The organism is Streptomonospora arabica, assembly GCF_039531585.1.
GTDB lineage: Bacteria > Actinomycetota > Actinomycetes > Streptosporangiales > Streptosporangiaceae > Streptomonospora > Streptomonospora halophila.
Map to the genome: position 1 here is coordinate 41262 of NZ_BAAAQI010000009.1, position 20778 is coordinate 62039.

Consider the following 20778-nt stretch of genomic DNA (forward strand, 5'->3'; position numbering starts at 1 on the left):
TGGTCTAGACCTCTGGCTGGCAGGGGTGCGAGCATGGTCCGGGCGCCGATGCCTTCCGGGCGGGCTCCGCGACGGGGCCGCGACGGTCCGCACTGCGGTGGAGCGATAGGCTCGGAAGTGGAATTACGGCGCTCAACTTCCGCGGTCGGGCCCTCTGTCGGTCGGCCGTGACGGCAGTACCTTCCAACACGTGAGGAGTTTGGTTACCGTGACCATCCGTGTAGGCGTGAACGGTTTCGGCCGGATCGGCCGCAACTTCTGGCGCGCGGCCCGCGCCGCCGGCAGCGAGGTCGAGATCGTCGCGGTCAACGACCTCACCGACAAGGCCACGCTCGCCCACCTGCTCAAGTACGACACCGTGCTGGGCACGCTGGACGGCGACGTCGAGGTCGGCGGCGACAGCATCCGGGTCGGCGACACCACGATCAAGACCCTCGCCGAGCGCGACCCCGCGCAACTGCCCTGGGGCGAGCTGGGCGTGGACGTCGTCGTGGAGTCCACCGGCATCTTCACCAAGGCCGAGGACGCCCGCAAGCACATCGATGCGGGCGCCAAGAAGGTCATCGTCTCGGCTCCGGCCAAGGGCGAGGACCTGACCCTGGTGATGGGCGTCAACGACGACAAGTACGACGCCGCCCGGCACCACATCATCTCCAACGCCTCCTGCACCACCAACTGCGTGGCGCCGATGGCCAAGACGCTGCTGGACAACTTCGGCATCGTCAAGGGCCTGATGACGACGACCCACGCGTACACCAACGACCAGGTCATCCTGGACTTCCCGCACAAGGACCTGCGCCGCGCCCGTGCCGCCGCGCAGAACATCATCCCCACGACCACGGGCGCCGCCAAGGCCACCGCCCTGGTGCTCCCCGAGCTGCAGGGCAAGCTCGACGGCATCGCGATGCGCGTGCCGGTGCCCGACGGCTCGGTCACCGACCTGGTCGTGGAGCTGGAGCGCGAGGCCTCCGCCGAGGAGGTCAACGCCGCGTTCAAGGCCGCCTCCGAGGGCGAGCTCAAGCAGGTGCTGACCTACACCGAGGACCCGATCGTGTCCTCCGACATCGTCGGCAGCCCCGCTTCCTGCACCTTCGACTCCAGCCTGACCATGGCCTTCGGCAACACGGTCAAGATCATCGGCTGGTACGACAACGAGTGGGGCTACTCCAACCGCCTCGTGGACGCGGCCAAGCTGGTCGGCTCGCGCCTGTAGACCGGACGACCGACCCCGGACGTGCCGGCGCACGCGGCGCCCCCGCCCGATGGGCCGGGGGCGCCGCGCGCCGTGCCGGTACGGCCGCATCCCCGCAGAAGGAGAGCTCCATGCGCACGATCGACGACCTCGACGTCTCCGGTAAGCGCGTGTTCGTCCGGGCGGATCTGAACGTGCCCCTCGACGGCGACCGCATCACCGACGACGGCCGGATCCGCGCCGGCGTGCCCACCATCAGCGCACTGCGCGAGCGCGGCGCCCGCGTCGTGGTGGCCGCGCACCTGGGCCGCCCCAAGGGCGCACCCGACCCCGCCTACTCCCTGCGCCCGGTGGCCGCGCGACTGGGCGAGCTGCTGGGCACCGAGGTCGCCTTCGCCACCGACACCGCGGGGGAGTCGGCCCGCGCCGCCAGTGCCGCACTGGCCGACGGCGAGGTCGCCCTCGTGGAGAACCTGCGCTTCGAGCCGGGCGAGACCAGCAAGGACGACGCCGAGCGCGGCGAGTTCGCCGACCGTCTGGCCCAGCTCGCCGACCTCTACGTCGGCGACGGCTTCGGCGCCGTGCACCGCAAGCACGCCAGCGTCTTCGACCTGCCGAACCGGCTGCCGCACGCGGTGGGCGGCCTGGTGCTGGCCGAGGTCGAGGTGCTGCGCACCCTCACCGGCGACCCCGCCCGCCCCTACGTGGTGGCGCTGGGCGGCTCCAAGGTCTCCGACAAGCTCGGCGTGATCGACAACCTGCTGGGCACCGCCGACCGGCTGCTCATCGGCGGCGGGATGGCCTACACCTTCCTCAAGGCGAAGGGCTACGAGGTCGGGTCCAGCCTGCTGGAGGCCGACCAGGTCGACACGGTCCGCGACTACCTCGACCGCGCGGAGAAGCAGGGCGTGGAGATCGTCGTCCCGGTCGACGTGGTCGCCGCCGAGTCCTTCTCGGCTGACGCCCCCCACGGCCCGGCCGACGCCGACGCCATCCCCGCCGACCGCATGGGCCTGGACATCGGGCCCAAGACCCGCGAGCTGTTCGCCGCCAAGCTGGCCGACGCCCGCACGGTGTTCTGGAACGGCCCGATGGGCGTCTTCGAGATGGCACCCTACGCCCAGGGCACCAGCGCGCTGGCCCGGGCGCTGCTCGACTCCGGCGCCTTCACCGTGGTGGGCGGCGGCGACTCCGCGGCCGCGGTGCGCGCGCTCGGCTTCGACGAGGCGGCGTTCGGGCACATCTCCACCGGCGGCGGCGCCAGCCTGGAGTACCTGGAGGGCAAGGCCCTGCCCGGTATCGAGGCCCTGGACGACTGACGACCCCGCGCCGGCGGCCCTGCTGCGGGCCGCCGGCGCCCTTTTCTGCAGCTGAGGAAGACACCAATGGCAGAGCGCAAGCCGCTGATCGCGGGCAACTGGAAGCTCAACAACAACCACCTCGAAGCCATCGCGCTGGTCCAGAAGCTCGCGTTCTCGCTGAAGGACACCGACTTCGACGCCGCCGAGATCGCCGTGCTGCCGCCGTTCACGAACCTGCGCAGCGTGCAGACCCTCGTCGACGGCGACAAGCTGCGGATCGTCTACGGCGCCCAGGACGTCTCCGCCCACGAGAAGGGCGCCTACACCGGCGAGGTCTCCGGGCCGATGCTCGCCAAGCTGGGCTGCACCTACGCGCTGGCGGGCCACTCCGAGCGCCGCGAGTACCACCGGGAGGACGACGCCCTCGTCAACCAGAAGGTGAAGGCGGCCTTCGCCGCGGACCTCACCCCCATCCTGTGCCTGGGCGAGGGCCTGGACGTGCGCAAGGCCGGCGACCAGGTCTCCCACACGCTCGCGCAGCTTGAAGGCGCGCTCAAGGACGTGACCGCCGAGCAGGCCGCCCGGCTGGTCGTGGCCTACGAGCCGGTGTGGGCGATCGGCACCGGCGAGGTCGCCACCCCCGACGACGCCCAGGAGGTCTGCGGCGCCCTGCGCGGGCGGCTGGGAGAGCTGTACTCCGACGAGGCCGCCGGGACCGCCCGCGTCATCTACGGCGGCTCGGTGAAGTCCGACAACATCGCCGGGATCATCGGCCAGGAGGACATCGACGGCGCCCTGGTGGGCGGCGCGAGCCTCAAGCCCGACGAGTTCGCCAAGCTCGCCCGGCTCGGCCGGGAGTGACGGCGGGGCCGGTCGGCGCGCGCCGGCCGGCCCCTCGGCGGCGGCAGCGCCGCAGCGCAAACGGGTGCCCGGCCGCCGGACGCCCGGCCGGACCCCGCCGCACCGGCCGGTACCCCACCGGGACGGCCGCGGAGGGGCCGCGCACGGGTTAGAATTCGCGGAAGCCCGTCGCTTCGGCGGGTACGTGTCCAAAGGGCACACGGTAGAATCCAGGAAGTGTCCTCGGCCCCCGCCCGTGCATCGGCCGCAGACCCGGTCGCCGCGGCGAGCGAGCGGTTCCGGGGACCCCAAGTCGTCAATTCCCCCACTCGGGGTCGAGTTACGGGTGAGCGTGTGATCCTCGGTCTGTCCATCGTCGTGATGCTCTGCAGCGTGCTGCTGATCCTTATGGTGCTCTTGCACAAGGGCAAGGGCGGCGGCCTCTCCGATCTGTTCGGGGGCGGCGTCACGTCCTCCCTGGGCGGGTCCTCCGTGGTCGAGCGAAACCTCGACCGGCTGACCATCGCCACCGGCGTGATCTGGATCGTCGCCGTCGTGGTCCTCGGGCTGATGCTCAACCAGGGCGCCTAGCCCCGGCCCTTCCGGCCCCCTTCCAACCCCCGCTTTTCCGCCCGCGCCGGTCGCGGGCCCAGCCGCGCGGCACGTCACGCCGTGCGGTGTCTTTTCCGTTTCCCCTAGCCGGGGCGTGTTGTCCGTCGAAGGAGTTTTCCGTGGGTAGTGGCAGCGCAATCCGTGGCAGTCGCGTCGGCGCCGGCCCGATGGGCGAGGCCGAGCGCGGCGAGTCCGCGCCGCGCATCCGGGTTCCGTTCTACTGCGCCAACAATCACGAGGTGATTCCGAGCTTCGCGCACGAGGCCGCGGTCCCCGAGGAGTGGGACTGCCCCCGCTGCGGGTTCCCGGCGGGCAAGGACCCGCAGAACCCCCCGGCGCCCCCGCGCACCGAGCCCTACAAGACGCACCTGGCCTACGTGAAGGAGCGCCGCAGCGAGGAGGAGGGCCGGCTCATCCTGGACGAGGCCCTCGCAAAGCTGCGCGCCGAGCGCGCCGAGGTCGAGGCCTACATCAAGGCCAACGCGAACTAGCCGGCCCCTCGACCCGGGGCGGCCGCTGCGGGCCGGGGTCCCGGTCGCCTCACTCCGGTGCGGGGCTGCGGCCGCCGAGCCTGCGGGTCAGCTCGGCCGCCGCGTCCCGCGCGCCGGCGGCCAGCGCCGCCGCTGTGACCGGGCGCGCGCTGGGCACCGTCAGGCTGATGGCCGCCGCCGGCGCGGCGTTGTGGTCGAAGGCCGCCGCGGCCACCGACGAGAATCCGTCGGTGACCTGCCCCTCCTCCACGGCGTAGCCCGCGCGGTGCTCCCGTGCCAGCAGCTCGCGGAGTTCGCCCGGCGTGGCGGGGCCGCGCCCGGTGCGGTCCACGAACGCCTCCGCGTGGGGGTAGAGCGCGCGCACCTGGGCGCGCGGCAGGTGGGCCAGCAGCGCCCTTCCCGAGGCCGTCAGATGCGCCGGCAGGCGCACGCCCACTCCGGTGACGAGCGTCGGCGCGTGCGGCGGATGCTCTTTGAGCAGGTACAGCGTGTCGGCGCCGTGCAGCACGCCCAGATGGGCGGTCGCCGCGGTCTCCTCGACGAGCCGCCGCAGCAGCGGCCGAGCGAGCCGCTCCAGCGGGCCGTGGCGCAGGTAGGCCGACCCGATCTCGAAGGCCGCCACGCCCAGGCCCCACCGGCGCTCCTCGGGCAGATGGGTGACGAAGCCCTCCTCGGCCATGGCCTCAAGCAGCTGGTAGGCGCTCGACCGCGGCAGCCCCAGCTCGGCGGCCGCGGCCGCGGCCGACACCGGCCCCGGACGCGCGGCGAGGAAGCGCAGCAGCCGCAGTGCCCGCGTGGCCGCCGGGACGTGGCTCATGGCGGAATTGTCCCACGTCCCGGAGCTCGTTCACCGCTGCGCTCCACCGCGCCCGCCGGGCAGGCTCAGCGAGCGGACCTGCAGTCTTCCGCAGGCGCAGCGGGTGTAGACGACCATCCCGGTGGAGGTCGGGTGCCGGGAGACGACCTGGTAGATCTCCTCCTCCGGCCATCCGCAGTCGGGGCAGACCTGTGTGCGGTCCGTGCAGGATTCCATGGATCCAGTCTGGGTGCGCGCCTCAGTTCATGTCTATCTGAACTTTTTTCAAGAAACCGTGTAGCATCGCCTACATGTTCGACCTTCGGCGGCTGCGCGTCCTGCGGGCGGTCCACCACCACGGCACGGTCACCGGCGCGGCGGAGGCGCTGCACCTGACCCCCTCGGCGGTCTCCCAGCAGATCCGCCAGCTCGCCCGGGACCTCGGCGTCACCCTGCTGGAGCCGGAGGGCCGGCGGGTGCGGCTGACATCGGCCGCCCACGTACTGCTCGACCACGCCGACGCGCTCAGCACCCGCTGGGAGCAGGCCGTCGCCGACCTCGCCTGCCACGCCGAGGGCGAGGCCGGTCCGCTGCGCCTGGCGGGCTATCCGACGGGCGTGGCCACGCTGCTGGCGCCGGCCGCGGGCCTGCTGCGCCGCACGCACCCGGGGCTGACGGTGTCGGTGACCGAGGCCGAGGCCGGCGAGTGCTTCGACATGCTGCTGGCGGGCACCATGGACCTCGCCGTCTTCGTGCCCGACCCCACGGTCGCCTCGGCGGAGGACTCCCGGTTCGACCAGCGCCTCCTACTGGAGGAGCCGCACGACCTGCTGCTGCCCGCCGACCACCCGCTGGCCGGCCGCGCAAGCGTCTCCCTGGCCGAGACCGCCCGCGAGGACTGGATCACCCCCGGCGGCGCCTGCAGCCATTACCGGGTGGTGCAGGTCGCCTGCGCGGCCGCCGGGTTCACCCCGCGGATCGTGCACTGGGCCACCGACTGGAGCGGCGCGACCGCGCTGGTGGCGCACGGGATGGGGATCGCCCTGGTGCCGCGGCTGCTGCCCATCGCCACCGAGCACCCGGTCGTGCGGATGGCGCTGGACGGGCGCTCCGTGCCCACGCGGTCGATCCTGGCCTGCCTTCGCAGCGGCAGCGCCGAGCACCCCGCCGTCGTCCGCGGGCTGGCGGCCCTGCGCGAGGTGGCCGCCGCGGCGCCCGTCGGCACCGGGCCCCTGGCGCCGCAGCGGGCCGGGGGAGCGCCCGCTCCGGCGGCCGCGCAGGCGCCCCTGCTCGTCGAGAGCGGCTGATCCCGAGGCCCCGGCCGCCGGCGCCGTCGCCCCCCGGCCCACCCGCGGGCCTGCTCAGCCGAGGAGTCTGAAAACTCGGACAGAACCTGGGTGCCGGGGGTCGCGCCGCAGCTCGCGAACCGCGTGCAATGGGGGCCATGCCCACCTCGATCGACATCGGCCCCTCGGGGCTCGCCCCCGGTGACGTGGTCGCCGCGGCACGCCGCGGCGCGACGGTCCGCCTGACCGACGGCGCGCGCGCCGCCGTCGCCGCCGGGCGCAAACGCGTCGAAGCCCTGGCCGCCGACCCCGCGCCCGCCTACGGCGTCAGTACCGGGTTCGGGGCGCTGGCCACCCGGCACATCGCCGCCGACCTGCGCACCCGGCTGCAGGCCTCCCTCATCCGCTCGCACGCCGCCGGCGCCGGAGCCGAGGTCGAGCGCGAGGTGGTGCGCGCGCTGATGCTGCTGCGGCTGCGCACTCTGGCCAGCGGTGGCACCGGAGTCCGCGTCGAGACCGCCGAGGCGCTCGCCGGGCTGCTCAACGCGGGCATCACCCCCGTCGTGCACGAGTACGGCAGCCTGGGCTGCTCGGGCGACCTCGCCCCGCTGTCCCACGTGGCCCTGGCGCTGATGGGCGAGGGCGAGGTGCGCGACGCCGGCGGCCACCGGCGCCCGGCGGCCGAAGCGCTGCGCGACGCGGGCCTGCGCCCGGTGGAGCCGGCAGCCAAGGAGGGCCTCGCGCTGATCAACGGCACCGACGGCATGCTCGGCATGCTGCTGCTGGCCTGCGCCGACCTGTCCGAGCTGCTGCGCGTCGCCGATATCACCGCCGCCATGAGCGTGGAGGCGCTGCTGGGCACCGACCGGGTCTTCGCCGCCGACCTGCAGGACCTGCGCCCGCACCCCGGACAGGCGGCCGCCGCGGCCAACATGCGCACGCTGCTGTCCGGGTCGCCCATCGTCGCCTCGCACCGCGGTCCCGACTGCGCCCGCGTGCAGGACGCCTACTCGCTGCGCTGCGCGCCGCAGGTCGCCGGAGCCGTGCGCGACACCCTCGCCCACGCCGAGTCCGTTGCGGAGCGCGAGTTGGCCGCCGTGATCGACAACCCGGTGGTGCTGGAGGACGGCCGGGTGGAGTCCAACGGCAACTTCCACGGCGCTCCGGTGGGATATGTGCTGGACTTCCTCGGCATCGCGGTCGCCGACCTGGCCTCCATCGCCGAGCGCCGCACCGACCGGATGCTCGACGTCGCCCGCTCGCACGGGCTGCCCGCCTTCCTCGCCGACGACCCCGGCGTGGACTCCGGCCACATGATCGCCCAGTACACCCAGGCCGCCCTGGTCTCCGAGCTGAAGCGGCTGGCGGTCCCCGCCAGCGTCGACTCCATCCCCAGCTCGGCCATGCAGGAGGACCACGTCTCGATGGGCTGGTCCGCCGCGCGCAAGCTGCGCCGCGCCGTCGAGGCGCTCACCAGCGTGCTGGCGATCGAACTGGTCACCGCCGCCCGCGCGCTGGACCTGCGCGCGCCGCTGGAACCCGCGCCGGCCACCGCCGCCGTGCGCGACACGCTGCGCACCGCGGTGCCCGGGCCCGGTCCCGACCGCCACCTTGCGCCCGAGATCGCCGCCGCAGCGGCGCTGATCACCGACGGCTCCGTCCGCGCCGCGGCCGACGCCGTCGCACCGCTCGCCTGACCCGTCCGAAAGGACAGCGATGACCATGGGAACCGGCTCGGCACCGCGGACCGTGCGCGCTCCGCGCGGCACCGCCCGCACCGCCAAGGGGTGGCCCCAGGAGGCCGCCCTGCGGATGCTGCACAACAACCTTGACCCCGAGGTGGCCGAGCACCCCGACCGGCTGGTCGTCTACGGCGGCAGCGGCCGGGCCGCGCGCGACTGGGCGAGCTTCGACCGCATCACCGCCGTGCTGCGCGAACTGGGCGACGACGAGACGCTGCTGGTGCAGTCCGGCCGCCCCGTGGGCGTGCTGCCGACCCACGAGTGGGCCCCGCGCGTGCTCATCGCCAACGCCAACCTCGTCGGCGACTGGTCGAACTGGGAGGAGTTCCGCCGCCTGGAGGCGCTGGGCCTGACCATGTACGGGCAGATGACCGCCGGCTCCTGGATCTACATCGGCACCCAGGGCATCCTGCAGGGCACCTACGAGACCTTCGGCGCGGTGGCGGCCAAGCGCTTCGGCGCCGACCTGGCCGGCACCCTCACGCTCACCGCCGGACTGGGCGGGATGGGCGGCGCGCAGCCGCTGGCGGTGACCCTGAACGGCGGGGCGGCCCTGGTCGTCGAGTGCGACGCCACCCGCATCGAGCGCCGCCTCGCCCAGGGCTACCTGGACGAGCGCGCCGACAGCCTCGACGAGGCGCTGGCGCTGGCCGAGCGGGCCCGCAGCCGGCGGCGCGCCGTCTCGATCGGCGTGCAGGGCAACGCCGCCGAGACCGTGCCCGAACTGCTTCGCCGCGGCGCACCGGCCGACATCGTCACCGACCAGACCTCCGCGCACGACCCGCTGTCCTACCTGCCCGCCGGGGTGGACTTCGCGGACTGGGCCGACTACGCGGCCCGCGACCCCGAGGACTTCACCCGCCGCGCCCGGGATTCCATGGCCGCCCACGTCGAGGCGATGGTCGGCTTCGCCGACGCGGGGGCCGAGGTCTTCGACTACGGCAATTCGATCCGCGGTGAGGCACGCACCGCCGGCTACGCGCGCGCCTTCGACTTCCCGGGATTCGTGCCCGCCTACATCCGCCCGCTGTTCTGCGCGGGCAAGGGCCCCTTCCGCTGGGCGGCGCTCTCCGGCGACCCCGCCGACATCGCCCGCACCGACCGGGCCGTGCTGGAGCTGTTCGGCGACGACGAGCACCTGGCCCGCTGGATCCGCACGGCAGGCGAGCGCGTGTCCTTCCAGGGGCTCCCGGCGCGGATCTGCTGGCTGGGCCAGGGCGAGCGGGCGGCGGCCGGTCTGCGCTTCAACGAGCTGGTGGCCTCCGGCGAGATCAGCGCGCCGCTGGCCATCGGCCGCGACCACCTCGACACCGGCTCGGTGGCCTCGCCCTACCGCGAGACCGAGGCCATGGCCGACGGCTCCGACGCCATCGCCGACTGGCCGCTGCTCAACGCGCTCGTCAACACCGCCTCGGGCGCCTCGTGGGTCTCGATCCACCACGGCGGCGGCGTCGGGATCGGCCGCTCCCTGCACGCCGGCCAGGTCGCGGTCGCCGACGGCAGCGCGCTGGCCGCGCGCAAGCTGGAGCGGGTGCTGTCCAACGACCCCGCGACCGGCGTGATCCGCCACGCCGATGCGGGGTATGGCCAGGCCGAAGACGTCGCCCGCGAGCACGGCATCCGGCTGCCCATGAGCGAGGACCGGGACTGATGGGCGCGGGCGGCGGCGCACGGCCGCGAGCGGCGGACGACGATGTGCACGCGGGGGACGAGACGCCGATGAGCGACGAGTTCGAGGAGCTGTGGTCCGAGCTGGCCCCGGTGGGACGCAACCGCATCACCGGCGGTTACCGCAGGTTCTCCTGGGGACCCGCCGACACCGAGGCGCGCGGCTGGTTCGTCTCGGCGGCCCGCGCCCGAGGGCTCGACGTCGAGACCGACGGCAACGGCAACCTCTGGGCCTGGTGGGGCGCACCCGGCCCCGAGGCGGTGGTCACCGGGTCCCACCTGGACTCCGTGCCCGACGGGGGCGCCTACGACGGGCCGCTGGGCGTCGTCGGCGCCCTCGCCGCGATCGGCGAGTTGCGCCGGCGCGGACTGCGGCCCCGGCGCCCCCTCGCCGTGACGGTGTTCGCCGAGGAGGAGGGGGCCCGCTTCGGCGTGCCCTGCCTGGGCAGTCGGTTGCTGACCGGGGCGATCACGCCCGAGCGCGCCGGCGGGCTCGCCGACGCCGACGGCGTCACCTGGGCGCGCGCGATGGAGGCGGCGGGCCTCGACCCCGGCCGGCTGGGCGCCGACCACGAGCTGCTGGGCCGCATCGGCGCGTTCGTCGAGCTGCACATCGAGCAGGGGCGGGCGCTGGTCCACTCCGGCGACCCCGTCGGCGTCGCCTCGGCCGTGTGGCCGCACGGCCGGTGGCGGCTGGACTTCTCCGGCCAGGCCGACCACGCGGGCACCACGCGCCTGGCCGACCGCAGCGACCCCATGCTGCCCTTCGCCGAGGCCGTGCTGGAGGCGCGCCGGGCGGCCGAGGCGAACGGCGCCCTGGCCACCGTGGGCAAGGTGCGCGTGTCGCCCAACGGCACCAACGCCGTGCCGTCCCGCGTCCGCGCCTGGCTGGACGCGCGCGCGGCCGACGAGGGGGCGCTGCGTGCGGTGGTCGAGCGGGTCGACGCGGCCGCGCGCGGCAGCGCCGCCGAGCACGGCGTGACGGTGAACGGGTTCCTGGAGTCCAAATCGCCGCTGGTGGAGTTCGACCACCGGCTGCGCGACCGCATCGCCGCCCGCGTCGGCGGCGAGACGGGCGGTCTCCCACTGCTCACCACCGGCGCCGGGCACGACGCGGGCGTGCTGGCCACCGCCGTGCCCACAGCGATGCTGTTCGTGCGCAACCCCACCGGCACCTCCCACGCGCCCGAGGAGGCGGCCACCGGGGCCGACTGCCGCGCCGGTGTGGCGGCGCTGGCCGACGTTCTGGCCGACCTGACCGGCGCCGGCCCGCGCAGCCGGGAGTGAGCGGCGCGGCCGCGGCGCGGTAGGGGGGTCGGTGACGGGTTGGTTTCGCTGCGAGGACGAGGACGAGGGGCTGCGGATGTTCTTCGGGGTCGATGGCGAGGGGTGGGTGTGCCGGCGGGTGGACGCGGGTGGGTCCGGGGTGCGGCCGGTGGTCGCGTCCGTTTTCGCGTTCGCGCGGGTGCTGCGGGCGCGTGATGACGGGGGGTCTGCTGCGGTGTGCCGGTATGCGGGCCGTTTCGGCGTCTCGGCCCGGGCATCGGAGGCACGGCGCGAGCAGCCGCGGTCGGCGAAGGCCGGCTCCGCGAAGTTCGCGCTCCCGCGGGCCCGGGCCCGGCGGATGCCGGGGGCGGAGGTGTGACGGGCCCCGGCGGCGCGCGGCAGGACGCCGCGCGGGGGAGCGGGGGCGCGGGGGCGCGGCGATCCGCGGCGGACCGCTACTGGTGCGAGTGGGCGCTGCTGCACTCCGGGGCGGGCGGCGCGGCCGCGCCCGGGGTGCTCGTCGAGGTCGCCGGCGGCCGGATCACCTCGGTCGCCCGCGATACGCGCCCGCCCGACGGCGCCGAGCGGCTGAGCGGTCTCACGGTCGCCGGATTCGCCAACGCGCACTCCCACGCCTTCCACCGGGCGCTGCGCGGGCGCACGGGCGAGGACGGCGGCAGCTTCTGGACCTGGCGCCGCCGGATGTACGAGGTCGCCGAGCGGCTGGACCCCGACTCCTACCGCCGCCTCGCCGGCGCCGTCTACGCCGAGATGGCGCTGGCCGGAGTCACCTGCGTCGGCGAGTTCCACTACGTGCACCACGCGCCCGGCGGCGTCCGCTACAGCGACCCCAACGCCATGGGCCGGGCCCTCATCGCCGCCGCGGAGGACGCCGGCGTCCGCATCACCCTGCTCGACACCTGCTACCTCGCCGGCGGCCTGGACCTCCGCAGGGGGTACACGCCGCTGGAGGGGCCGCAGCTGCGCTTCGGCGACGCCGGAGCCGACGCCTGGGCCGAGCGGGTCGCCGCCCTGCGGCCGGTCGGCGGCCGCGCCCGCGTCGGCGCCGCCGCGCACTCGGTGCGCGCGGTGCCGCCCGCCGACCTCGCCCGCATCGCCCGGGCGGCGCCCGAGGCCGGATGGGCCGCGGCCCACATCCACCTCTCCGAGCAGCCCGCCGAGAACGCCGCCTGCCTGGCCGCCCACGGGCGCACGCCCGCCGGGGTCCTGGACGAGACCGGCTTCCTCGCCGCCCTGCGCCCCGCGCTCGTGCACGCCACCCACCTCACCGGCGCCGACGCCGACCTGGTCCGCGGCACCGGTGCCGGGGTGTGCCTGTGCCCCACCACCGAGCGCGACCTCGCCGACGGCCTGCCCGAGCTGGAGCGCCTGGGAGGCGTCGCGCTGTCGCTGGGCAGCGACGGACACAGCACCGTCGACATGTTCGCCGAGGCCCGCGGTGCCGAGGAGCACGAGCGCCTGCGCACCGGCCGCCGCGGCACCCTGCCCGCCCACCGCCTGCTGGAGGCGCTGCACACCGGCGGCCACACCGCACTGGGCTGGGCGCCCGAGGCCGACACCGGGGGCGACGGCGGGGCGGGGCGCATCGCCGCGGGTGCGCGCGCCGATCTGGTCAACGTTGCCGCCGACAGCGTCCGACTGGCCGGGTTCGACCCCGCGCGCGCGGCCGACGCCCTGGTGTGGGCGGCGGCCGCCGCCGACGTCCGCCACGTGATGGCCGACGGCCGCTGGATCGTCCGCGAGGGCGCGCACGTGCTCATGCCCGACGCGGCGGCGCGGCTGGACGCCGCCATCAGGGAGTCGGCCCCGTGAACCCCGCCGACGCCCGGCCCGCCCGCTCGCGGGCGGCCACGATCGCGGAGGGGACCCGATGAACACGCCCGCGGACCGCCTCGCGTACGTCGGCGCCGGGCCCGCCCGCGCCTCGCGCGCGAGATCCACCACCCAGCAGCCGAAGGGAGGAACGCGGCGCCCCGGCGCGCCGCGCCGCCGATGAGTACCGCACCACCCCCCGCCCGCCCCGTGCCCCCCGTCTCCTCGGTGCTGATCGACGACATCGGCGCCCTCGTCACCAACGACACCGCGCTCGGCGCCGGCGACCTGGGCGAGGTGGCCGGCGCCGCCCTGGTCGTCGAGTCCGGCCGGGTGGCCTGGTGCGGCCCGCGCTCCCGGGCACCGGCCGCCGACGTGCGCGTGGACGCCGCCGGGCGGTGCGTCATGCCCGGGTTCGTCGACAGCCACTCCCACATCGTCTTCGCCGGCGACCGCAGCCGGGAGTTCGGCGACCGGATGAGCGGGCGGCCCTACGAGGCCGGCGGAATCCGCACCACCGTCGCCGCCACCCGCGACGCGTCCGACGCCGAGCTGCTGGGCAACGCCACCCGGCTGCTGCGCGAGGCCCGCGCCCAGGGCACCACCACCCTGGAGGTCAAGTCCGGCTACGGCCTCAGCGTCGCCGACGAGGAGCGCTGCCTGCGCGCGGCCGCGCGACTGACCGGCGAGGTGACGTTCCTCGGTGCGCACGTCGTCCCGCCCGAGTACGAGGACGACCCCGACGGCTACGTGGACCTGGTCGCCGGCGCGATGCTGGAGGCCTGCGCGCCGCATGCCCGCTGGGTCGACGTGTTCTGCGAGCGCGGCGCCTTCGACGAGGAGCAGGCGCGCCGCGTCCTGCGGGCCGGGCGCGACCGCGGGCTGCTGCCGCGCGTGCACGGCAACCAGCTGGGCCGGGGGCCCGGGGTCCGCCTGGCCGTGCAGGAGGGCGCGGCGTCGGTGGACCACTGCACCCACCTGGAGGACGCCGACGTGGCGGCGCTGGCCGACTCGGCGGCGGAGGGGCCGGCGACGGTCGCCACGCTGCTGCCCGGCGTGGACTTCTCCACCCGCCAGCCCTATCCCGACGCGCGCGCGCTCCTGGACGCCGGTGCCCGCGTCGCGCTGGCCAGCGACTGCAACCCCGGCTCGTGCTTCACGTCCAGCATGGCGCTGTGCATCGCGCTGGCGGTCCGCGAGATGCGCATGACCCCGGAGGAGGCGGTGCGGGCGGCCACCGCCGGCGGCGCGGAGGCGCTGCGCCGGGACGACGTCGGCCGCCTGTCCGTCGGCGCCCGCGCGGACATCGTCCTGCTGGAGGCACCCAACCCCGTGTACCTGGCCTACCGGCCCGGAGTCCCCCAGGTCGCGGCCGTGTGGAAGGACGGCGAACTGGTGGCGGGCCGGCCCTGACCGGACGCACCGCGCACCGCCCTCACGGGGAGGCGAGCGGATCGGGACGGATCAGGGCAGTGGTGCACACGCGGGGTTTCGGCGGAATTTACCGGACGTAGCACGCACGAAACGCGCTCCCCCCACCCTGGAGAGGAACCGGCGCGCCACCGCACGGCGGCGCCGAACCCGGGGCCGAACCCACCCGCGAAGGGGAGACGCATGAGCCTGTGGCGCATCCGCACCGCCGTCGAGGACCGCCCCGGCCGACTGGCCGCCGTGGTCGGCGCGATGGCCGCCCGGGGCGGCAACGTCGTCGGGCTGTCGATCCACGCCGACGCCTCCGGCGTGGTGGACGAGTTCATCGTCGACGTCCCGGGGGAGCACCGCACACTGCTGCGCGAGGTCGCCCGGCACAGCGTCACCGACTCGGTCAGCGCCGTGCCCGCACAGCCCCGCGAGGTCGGCGACGACGTCACCAGGGCGCTCCTGCTGACCTCCCGGCTGCGCAGCGCGCCCAACCGGCTGCCCGAGGTGCTCGGCGAGCTGCTGATGGCCGACGAGGCCCGGTGGACCAACCTGACCCGGCCGGTCCCGGAGTTCCCGGAGGAGCCGGAGACCACCCTGCTCGTGCCGGTGGGCCCGTTGCGCGGTGTCCGGCTGCGGCGCCCCGACCGGCCCTTCACCTGGACCGAGTCGGCGCGCGCCGGTGCATTGGTGCGGTCGGTGCTGCCGCCCACCGGACCGGCGCCCACCGACGGTGCCATCGCGACCCGCGGCGGCGTCGGCCTCGCCGTCGGCCAGGCCCGGACGGCCGACGCCGACGCGATCCAGCGGCTGCACGCCCGCTGCTCGCCCGAGACCACCCGCGGCCGCTACTTCTCCAGCATGCGGCGTCTGGCGCCGAGCATGCTCGGCCTGTTCTGCGACCCGGAGCAGGGCCTGACCCTGCTCGCGCGCCCCCGTGAGGGCGGCGAGCCGGTCGCGCTGGCGCACCTGATGTACACGCTCGACCCGGGCGTGGGCGAGGTCGCCTTCCTGGTGGAGGACTCCTGGCAGCGGCAGGGCGTGGGCACCGCGCTGACCCGGACGCTGACCGCGGTCGCCGCCGACTGGGGACTGGCCGAGGTCCGCGCCGAGACCGTGGCCGGCAACCGGGGGATGCAGCGCATCATGCGCCGCATGGGCGCGTCGGTCGGCGCCCCGCACGACGGCGTGGTCCAGGCGCGCCTGCCGGTGGCCGGCGCGGGTCCCGCCAGGCGCGGTGGCAGGCTGGCCGAGCTGATGACCGAGCCCGGCGCCGCCGGGGCCTGAACCGAGGAGCCCTTCCGAGAAGCGGGCGGGGGAGGCCGGTGAAATGGGGCACCGGCCTCCCCCGCCTCATGTCCGTTGTCCGTGCCGCCGCGCGGCGCGGGACGCGGGCGGCGGCACAGCGGGGCCGCTGCGGATGCGGCGGCGCGGGGGCCGACCGGTTCAGGAGTCGTCGGAGTCGTCCGCAGCGGAGGCCGAGGAGGCGGAGTCGTCGCCGGAGGCGTCCGCGCCGGCCTTGCCGTCGCCGGCGTCGCTCTTCTTCGCGCGGCGCTTCTTCACCGGCCGCGAGTAGTCGACCAGCGGCTCGTAGAGGGTCTCGTGCTCCTTCTTGCACTCGTCGCAGGCGTCGACCTCGCGGACGGACCCCTCCCAGGCGAACTGGATGACGTCAGTCGCCTCGACCTTCTCCTCGCGGACGGCGTGCGGATCGCAATACTTCAGCGTGAAGACCTCGGTGACCACGGCGGTGCGTCCCTTCGGTAGTGGGTCTGCATGTTCGTACTCGTGGCCGAATCATACACCTGTACGAAGAGTGGAGGCTGGGGATTGTTCGGCGCCCGGCGGCTTCGCCGGGCCGGTCGGCCTCTCGCTGGGCCTCGCGCCTGCCATCGGCCGACACGGTGCCGACGAGGACTCTATCGCCGTCGATACTGTACAGAATCCGGTGGCCGCCGACGCGGATGCGCCAGAGGCCGTCCGTTCCCTGCGGTTTCAGGCGCCCTTCCGGCCGAGGGCCGTCAGCCGGCTTCCAGCGTGCTTCGTGGATCCGGCGGACGATCCGTCGAGGCTTCGCAGCTCTGTCCTGGCGCGGGCGTCCATGACGACCTTGTCGCGCGGGGTAGGGGCAGGAATCACAGGCCGAGCTCCTCGGCCACTCCTTCCAACGGAATCACCTGCCCACGTCCTGCGCGGATATCGGCGAGGCGCTCCCGAGCGATGCGCGCATCCCGCTTGTCCAGAAGCGCCTCGTACTCATCAACCAGCCAGGCAGGCGCCATGGCGGCAGTACGCCCGTGTTCGCGTCCCCGGGTCACGTAGGTGGCCGCGTCGCCGCAGGTTGCTCGGTCGACCCGGTCCGCGAATCGGTCGCGAGCCTCCGCGGCGGAGTGTTCCTCCGGTTCGGTGCTCATGGTGCAAGTATTCGCCATCGTGGCCAATGGGGCCTGGCATCGACCAAGGTGTGGTCGTGGCCCTGATACGACCGCCTGTCCGCCTCGTAGCCCGAATCGTGCAGTCGGCTCACTCCACGGCCGCGACCAGGTCCACGAGGGTGTCGAGCAGGTCGGCGCGGACGTCGTCGTCGCTGACGGCCTGTGCCCAGGCGGAGGGGACGGCGCCGGGGACGATACGCAGGTGTGCGTCGAGGAACCGGTCCAGGGCCGCGACCGGGTTGGTGGCGTAGTAGACCGGGTTCTCCCGCGCCCGGGTCACCAGGGTCCAGGCGGTGCGGCGCAGCCAGTCCTGCTCCGGCTCGGGCAGGTGTTCGGCGCGCGGGCGCTCGGGCCGCTCCGGCACGGCGGGGGAGGGCGCGGGGTCGGCGACCGGATGGTAGGGGGCGCTGCGCGCCCGGCCGCGGGCCCGCTCCAGCAGCTCGAAGTGCTCGGGCAGGCGGTCGGCGAGCCGGCGCAGCACCTCGGTGAGGACGCGCGCGAGGTCCTCCGGCCCCATGCCGCGCAGCGACTGCCCCAGGCCGACGCGGCGCAGCTCGTCGGCCGTGCGGGCGCGCGCCGGGTCCACGCCCTCGGCCAGCTCCTGCAGTTTGCGCAGCAGGTACTCGGCGGTGGGCACCGACACCAGCGGGCGCTCCCGGCAGACCGCCACCGCGCGGCCCGCGCGGTCGGCCACCGGCACCGCCCCCGACTCGCGGGTGAACCCGTGGTCACCGGGAAGGGCGGCGTCGATCGGATCGTCGGGCTGCTCGTCGGGCAGGTCCACAGCCGGGTGGCCGAACCCCGCAGCAAGGATCAGGGCGGCGAGGGCCTCCTGCTCGACGACGCCGGGCGCCACCCATGCGGCCACCGCCTGCTGGCGCGCCCAGCGCCGCGGCCGCTCGGAGAACGCACAGCGCAGAGTGCGGCCCGACCACTGCGGGAAGACCAGCCGCAGCCGCGAGAACGCGCGGTCGGTCTCGGCGTCGCGCAGCGCGAAGACCAGGCGGCGGACCTTGGCCGGGGGGATCTCGCCCGCGTCGAGCGCGGCGTGCACCTCGCTCATGCGCGCGGTGATCTTGGAGTCGGCGGAAGCGCCGTGCCGTGCGCAGGGGCAGTTCTCGCTCAGCAGCGTCAGGGCCGAGTCGAACTGCGCTGCGTGGCGGTCGCAGCTCTGCAGGGTCTCGGGCGCGTTCCGCCGGCGCGCGGGCTCGCACCGGCCGCAGCCGAAGGCGCGGGTCATCGCGTGCAGGAACGCGGTCGAACCGAAAAGGTCCGTGAACAGGCAGCGCGTGCTCAAGATCCTTCTTCTCCCCGTGGGCACGGGGCTGAGGCTCTTCCCCAGCTCCTCCGGGAAAGTGCATAGAAGAAGGACAGCTGCACCCGGCGACACACCCACGTCGGCTGGCGCCTGCCGACGCCGCCCTGGCGACGCGCGTGGTCCACTACGAAAGTAGGGTCCGCGCCCGCCCGGAGTCAAGGAAGGGCAAAGTTTTCGCCCGCCTGCGCCCCGGCGGGCGCCGGGCGTAGACCGGCGCGGCCCTCAGCGCTGGGACCGCCGCCGGTAGCGCTCGGCGAGCTGGGTGAGGTGGGCGGCCAGCTCCTCGGCGGTGACCTCGGGAACCGGCGGCGGCTGGTCGCGGCGGTGCGGTCCGGCGTCGGTCTCCGGGGCCTCCTCGGGTTCGGGGACCTCGTCCAGATCGGGGTCGAGGGCCGCGAGGCGGAAGTGCACGTAGGCGTCCAGCCAGTCGTGGGGCCGCGGACGCGGCGCACCGCGGTTCTGCGGGTCGGTGTGGTCGTCTGCGGGACTCATGCGCGGGCGGCTCCGTCCTGATCACTTGAGCGCGTTGTGCCGTGGCCCGGCGGTGACGGTGTGCCGACACCTCTCGGACGGCCGCACCGCCCCCTTCGCACCGGCGAGGACGGCGTCCGGGCGCCCTCGGGGCTGTCCGAGAGCTATGGGTGCTCGGGCCTGATGAGAAAGGCGCCACCACGGCCGAGGCAGCTCGGCGACTAAGGGGGAGTGACGATGCCGCGACGCTGGACGCTGGTGCTGCGCGACCACGCCGACGCCGCCCGGCCCGTGCGCGCCGTCGACTGCCACGGGCTGCTGAACACCTGGTGGCCCCAGCCCGACGCCGAGCACGGTGCCGCCAAGAAGTGGGCCATGAACGGCTGGCCCCAACCCCTGGCCGACCGCCTGTGGGTGTGGTCGCTGACCTGGCTGGACGACCACCCGCCCGAGACCGGGCCCGCCGACCTGGTCGGCAGCGTGCACCGGGTGGGCGACCACCTGCTGGAACCGCTGTCGGTCACCGAGGTGCACGCCCGCGACTACACCGCGGTCCTCACCGAGCCCCGCCGGCTCTCCCACACGGCCTCGCTGCACACACTCAGCCCCGTCGTGTCCCTGGCCCGCAACTACGACGGCGAGGACAGCTTCCAGGCGTGGCCGGGACCGCGGCTGCTGTTCGGCGTCGTCCACCGCACGGCCGACGGCCGGGTGAGCGGCAGCGGGGCGATCGGCGCCGTCGCGCGCTTCGCGCCGCGCGAGCTCGCCGAGCCGTGGCTGCGGCGCATCGACGAGGTCACCGCGCGGCTGCGCCGCACACCCGACGACTCCGCGCCCATCCGGGCCACCGAGCACACCGGTCCGGCCGGGCGCACGGTCCTCGGCTGGGAGGGCGGTCTGCGCCTGGCACTGCCCCGCGGATGCGACGGCCGGCAGCTGGCCGACTTCGGTGCACTGCTGGAGCTGATCGAGCTGACCGGAGTGGGCAAGTACACGGCACAGGGCTTCGGCTCCCTGCGCGTAGACACGCTCACGACCGGCGACGGCGTGTCAGCCGGTCGGCGACGTCCCTCCGCACGAGACCGCCGGCGGCCCCGGTCTCCGCGTCCGGTGCACGCGGACTATCAGGAACAGGGATTTGACGGGTTGCTGTTCGACTGACCCGGCGCCGCCTGCGGCGATCGCGCAGCATGCTGGGTCTGCTCGGTTCGCTCGGCCGGCTCGGGGTGTGAGAGGGAAGAATGCGTGTTCCGCTGGTCAACCTGACACCGCATGAGGTGACGATCTTCGACTCCGACGACCGCGTCGTCGTCCGGTGCCCGGCGGCGTCCAAGCCGGTTCGCGTGGCCGTCGACCGCTGCGAGATCGGCCGCATCGGCGGGATTCCGGTGTTCTCGGAGGACTACGGCCGCGCACGGCTGCCCGCACCGGCGCTGGGGGTCTGGTACATCGTCTCCTCCACCGTCGCACTCGCCCATCCCGAGCGCACCGACCTGCTCGTGCCCACGGATTTGGTGCGCTCCTCCGACGGCACGATCGTCGGCTGCAAGGCGCTGGGGCGCCGCAACGGCTGACCGCGGCGGAACCGGGAGGCGCAAAGCCGGCCGGAGCGCGGGCGGAGCCGGGACGGGCAGGACGGCATCAGGCGGTTCCGGTCCCAGGGCGGCGCGCGCCCTCGAACCGGAACCGCCCGTGCCTGTGCGGCGCTCGGGAGCGGGCCGGCGCCTGGGCCAGCCATTCCGTCTGCCGGGTCGGGCTGGCGGGGATCTTCGCAGGCGAGCCAGGTGTTGGTTGTCAGGGCCGGGGTCAGGGGCCTGGCCGGGGGTACCCGGACCGGGGCCGATGCCGGTCCCATTCCGTCTGCCGGGGAGGAGGCGGCCCTGGGGGAGCGTCCGTCAACAACTGGCGTTGTTATCCCGTCTACCGGGGTCGGACGACGAAGAAGCAGTCAGGGCCGTTCTCTGCGCGGTCGCTGTCCCGTCTGCCGGGAGGTCAGAGGGCTTCCCTGATCGACGCGAGAGACGTGCGGCGGTCGGTGCTATCCCGTCTGCCGGGTGGTGCACAGCCGGCTCCCTGCGCCGCCGGTCCGCTGACCCGGACAGACCGGG

20 protein-coding genes and 1 pseudogene are annotated in these 20778 nt (G+C 74.9%); 14 read left to right on the forward strand and 7 right to left on the reverse strand.

The window, feature by feature from the left end:
* Positions 1-208: 208 nt before the first annotated feature.
* From gap to ABD284_RS15930, 5 genes are all read left to right on the forward strand, one after another.
* The gene (gene gap, locus ABD284_RS15910; protein WP_344144051.1) at positions 209-1213 is read left to right on the forward strand and encodes a type I glyceraldehyde-3-phosphate dehydrogenase; all 1005 of its coding nucleotides are present in this window, start codon (positions 209-211) and stop codon (positions 1211-1213) included.
* Positions 1214-1323: 110 nt separating this feature from the next.
* Positions 1324-2511: a phosphoglycerate kinase gene (locus tag ABD284_RS15915; protein WP_344144054.1), complete on the forward strand. Its 1188-nt coding sequence runs from the start codon at positions 1324-1326 to the stop codon at positions 2509-2511.
* A 66-nt stretch (positions 2512-2577) separates the two neighbouring features.
* Positions 2578-3354, forward strand: coding sequence for a triose-phosphate isomerase (tpiA, locus tag ABD284_RS15920; RefSeq protein ID WP_344144056.1), 777 nt, complete (start codon positions 2578-2580; stop codon positions 3352-3354).
* 333 nt (positions 3355-3687) lie between these two features.
* Positions 3688-3924: a preprotein translocase subunit SecG gene (gene secG, locus ABD284_RS15925; protein ID WP_311545597.1), complete on the forward strand. Its 237-nt coding sequence runs from the start codon at positions 3688-3690 to the stop codon at positions 3922-3924.
* Between the two features lie 140 nt (positions 3925-4064).
* The gene (locus ABD284_RS15930; RefSeq protein ID WP_311545596.1) at positions 4065-4436 is read left to right on the forward strand and encodes an RNA polymerase-binding protein RbpA; all 372 of its coding nucleotides are present in this window, start codon (positions 4065-4067) and stop codon (positions 4434-4436) included.
* 49 nt (positions 4437-4485) lie between these two features.
* Here the strand turns inward: ABD284_RS15930 and ABD284_RS15935 are convergent, their stop codons facing one another.
* Positions 4486-5253 carry an IclR family transcriptional regulator gene (locus ABD284_RS15935; RefSeq protein ID WP_344144061.1) on the reverse strand — a complete coding sequence of 256 codons (768 nt, stop codon included), beginning with the start codon at positions 5251-5253 and terminating at the stop codon, positions 4486-4488.
* 30 nt (positions 5254-5283) lie between these two features.
* Complete coding sequence (locus ABD284_RS15940) at positions 5284-5469, reverse strand: hypothetical protein (protein ID WP_344144063.1); 186 nt, start codon at positions 5467-5469, stop codon at positions 5284-5286.
* A gap of 74 nt (positions 5470-5543) precedes the next feature.
* Between ABD284_RS15940 and ABD284_RS15945 the strand changes: the two genes are divergently transcribed.
* From ABD284_RS15945 to ABD284_RS15975, 7 genes are all read left to right on the forward strand, one after another.
* Entirely contained in the window at positions 5544-6539 is a 996-nt protein-coding gene (locus ABD284_RS15945; protein ID WP_344144065.1) for a LysR family transcriptional regulator, read from the forward strand.
* A gap of 128 nt (positions 6540-6667) precedes the next feature.
* The gene (gene hutH, locus ABD284_RS15950) at positions 6668-8215 is read left to right on the forward strand and encodes a histidine ammonia-lyase (RefSeq protein ID WP_344144067.1); all 1548 of its coding nucleotides are present in this window, start codon (positions 6668-6670) and stop codon (positions 8213-8215) included.
* Between the two features lie 25 nt (positions 8216-8240).
* The gene (hutU, locus tag ABD284_RS15955) at positions 8241-9911 is read left to right on the forward strand and encodes a urocanate hydratase (RefSeq protein ID WP_344144349.1); all 1671 of its coding nucleotides are present in this window, start codon (positions 8241-8243) and stop codon (positions 9909-9911) included.
* Between the two features lie 68 nt (positions 9912-9979).
* Positions 9980-11215, forward strand: a complete 1236-nt coding sequence (locus ABD284_RS15960; RefSeq protein WP_344144069.1) for an allantoate amidohydrolase — start codon at positions 9980-9982, stop codon at positions 11213-11215.
* A 354-nt stretch (positions 11216-11569) separates the two neighbouring features.
* Complete coding sequence (locus ABD284_RS15965) at positions 11570-13027, forward strand: formimidoylglutamate deiminase (protein WP_344144071.1); 1458 nt, start codon at positions 11570-11572, stop codon at positions 13025-13027.
* 180 nt (positions 13028-13207) lie between these two features.
* Positions 13208-14440, forward strand: a complete 1233-nt coding sequence (gene hutI / locus ABD284_RS15970; RefSeq protein ID WP_344144073.1) for an imidazolonepropionase — start codon at positions 13208-13210, stop codon at positions 14438-14440.
* A 201-nt stretch (positions 14441-14641) separates the two neighbouring features.
* Positions 14642-15733 (forward strand): GNAT family N-acetyltransferase, encoded by a 1092-nt coding sequence (locus ABD284_RS15975; RefSeq protein ID WP_344144075.1) that lies wholly within the window; start codon positions 14642-14644, stop codon positions 15731-15733.
* Between the two features lie 159 nt (positions 15734-15892).
* On the opposite strand, the gene ABD284_RS15980 is transcribed toward ABD284_RS15975, so the two are convergent.
* The 5 genes and pseudogenes from ABD284_RS15980 to ABD284_RS15995 all read right to left on the reverse strand — a co-directional run bounded on the left by ABD284_RS15980 (position 15893) and on the right by ABD284_RS15995 (position 18691).
* Positions 15893-16192, reverse strand: coding sequence for a hypothetical protein (locus ABD284_RS15980; RefSeq protein ID WP_344144077.1), 300 nt, complete (start codon positions 16190-16192; stop codon positions 15893-15895).
* Positions 16119-16520, reverse strand: a pseudogene (locus ABD284_RS25810) (type II toxin-antitoxin system RelE family toxin); the annotation flags it as partial. The gene ABD284_RS15980 and the pseudogene ABD284_RS25810, both read right to left, overlap by 74 nt.
* Before the next feature lie 61 nt (positions 16521-16581).
* On the reverse strand, positions 16582-16860 hold the full coding sequence (locus tag ABD284_RS15985; RefSeq protein WP_344144079.1) for an antitoxin of toxin-antitoxin stability system: 279 nt from the start codon (positions 16858-16860) through the stop codon (positions 16582-16584).
* Between the two features lie 109 nt (positions 16861-16969).
* Positions 16970-18178, reverse strand: coding sequence for a hypothetical protein (locus ABD284_RS15990; protein ID WP_344144081.1), 1209 nt, complete (start codon positions 18176-18178; stop codon positions 16970-16972).
* A gap of 243 nt (positions 18179-18421) precedes the next feature.
* Positions 18422-18691: a hypothetical protein gene (locus ABD284_RS15995; protein ID WP_344144083.1), complete on the reverse strand. Its 270-nt coding sequence runs from the start codon at positions 18689-18691 to the stop codon at positions 18422-18424.
* A gap of 216 nt (positions 18692-18907) precedes the next feature.
* Here ABD284_RS15995 and ABD284_RS16000 point away from each other — a divergent pair, with 216 nt between their 5' ends.
* Positions 18908-19831: a hypothetical protein gene (locus ABD284_RS16000; protein ID WP_344144085.1), complete on the forward strand. Its 924-nt coding sequence runs from the start codon at positions 18908-18910 to the stop codon at positions 19829-19831.
* Between the two features lie 80 nt (positions 19832-19911).
* Positions 19912-20244 (forward strand): hypothetical protein, encoded by a 333-nt coding sequence (locus ABD284_RS16005; protein WP_311545583.1) that lies wholly within the window; start codon positions 19912-19914, stop codon positions 20242-20244.
* The last annotated feature ends 534 nt before the right edge of the window (positions 20245-20778 follow it).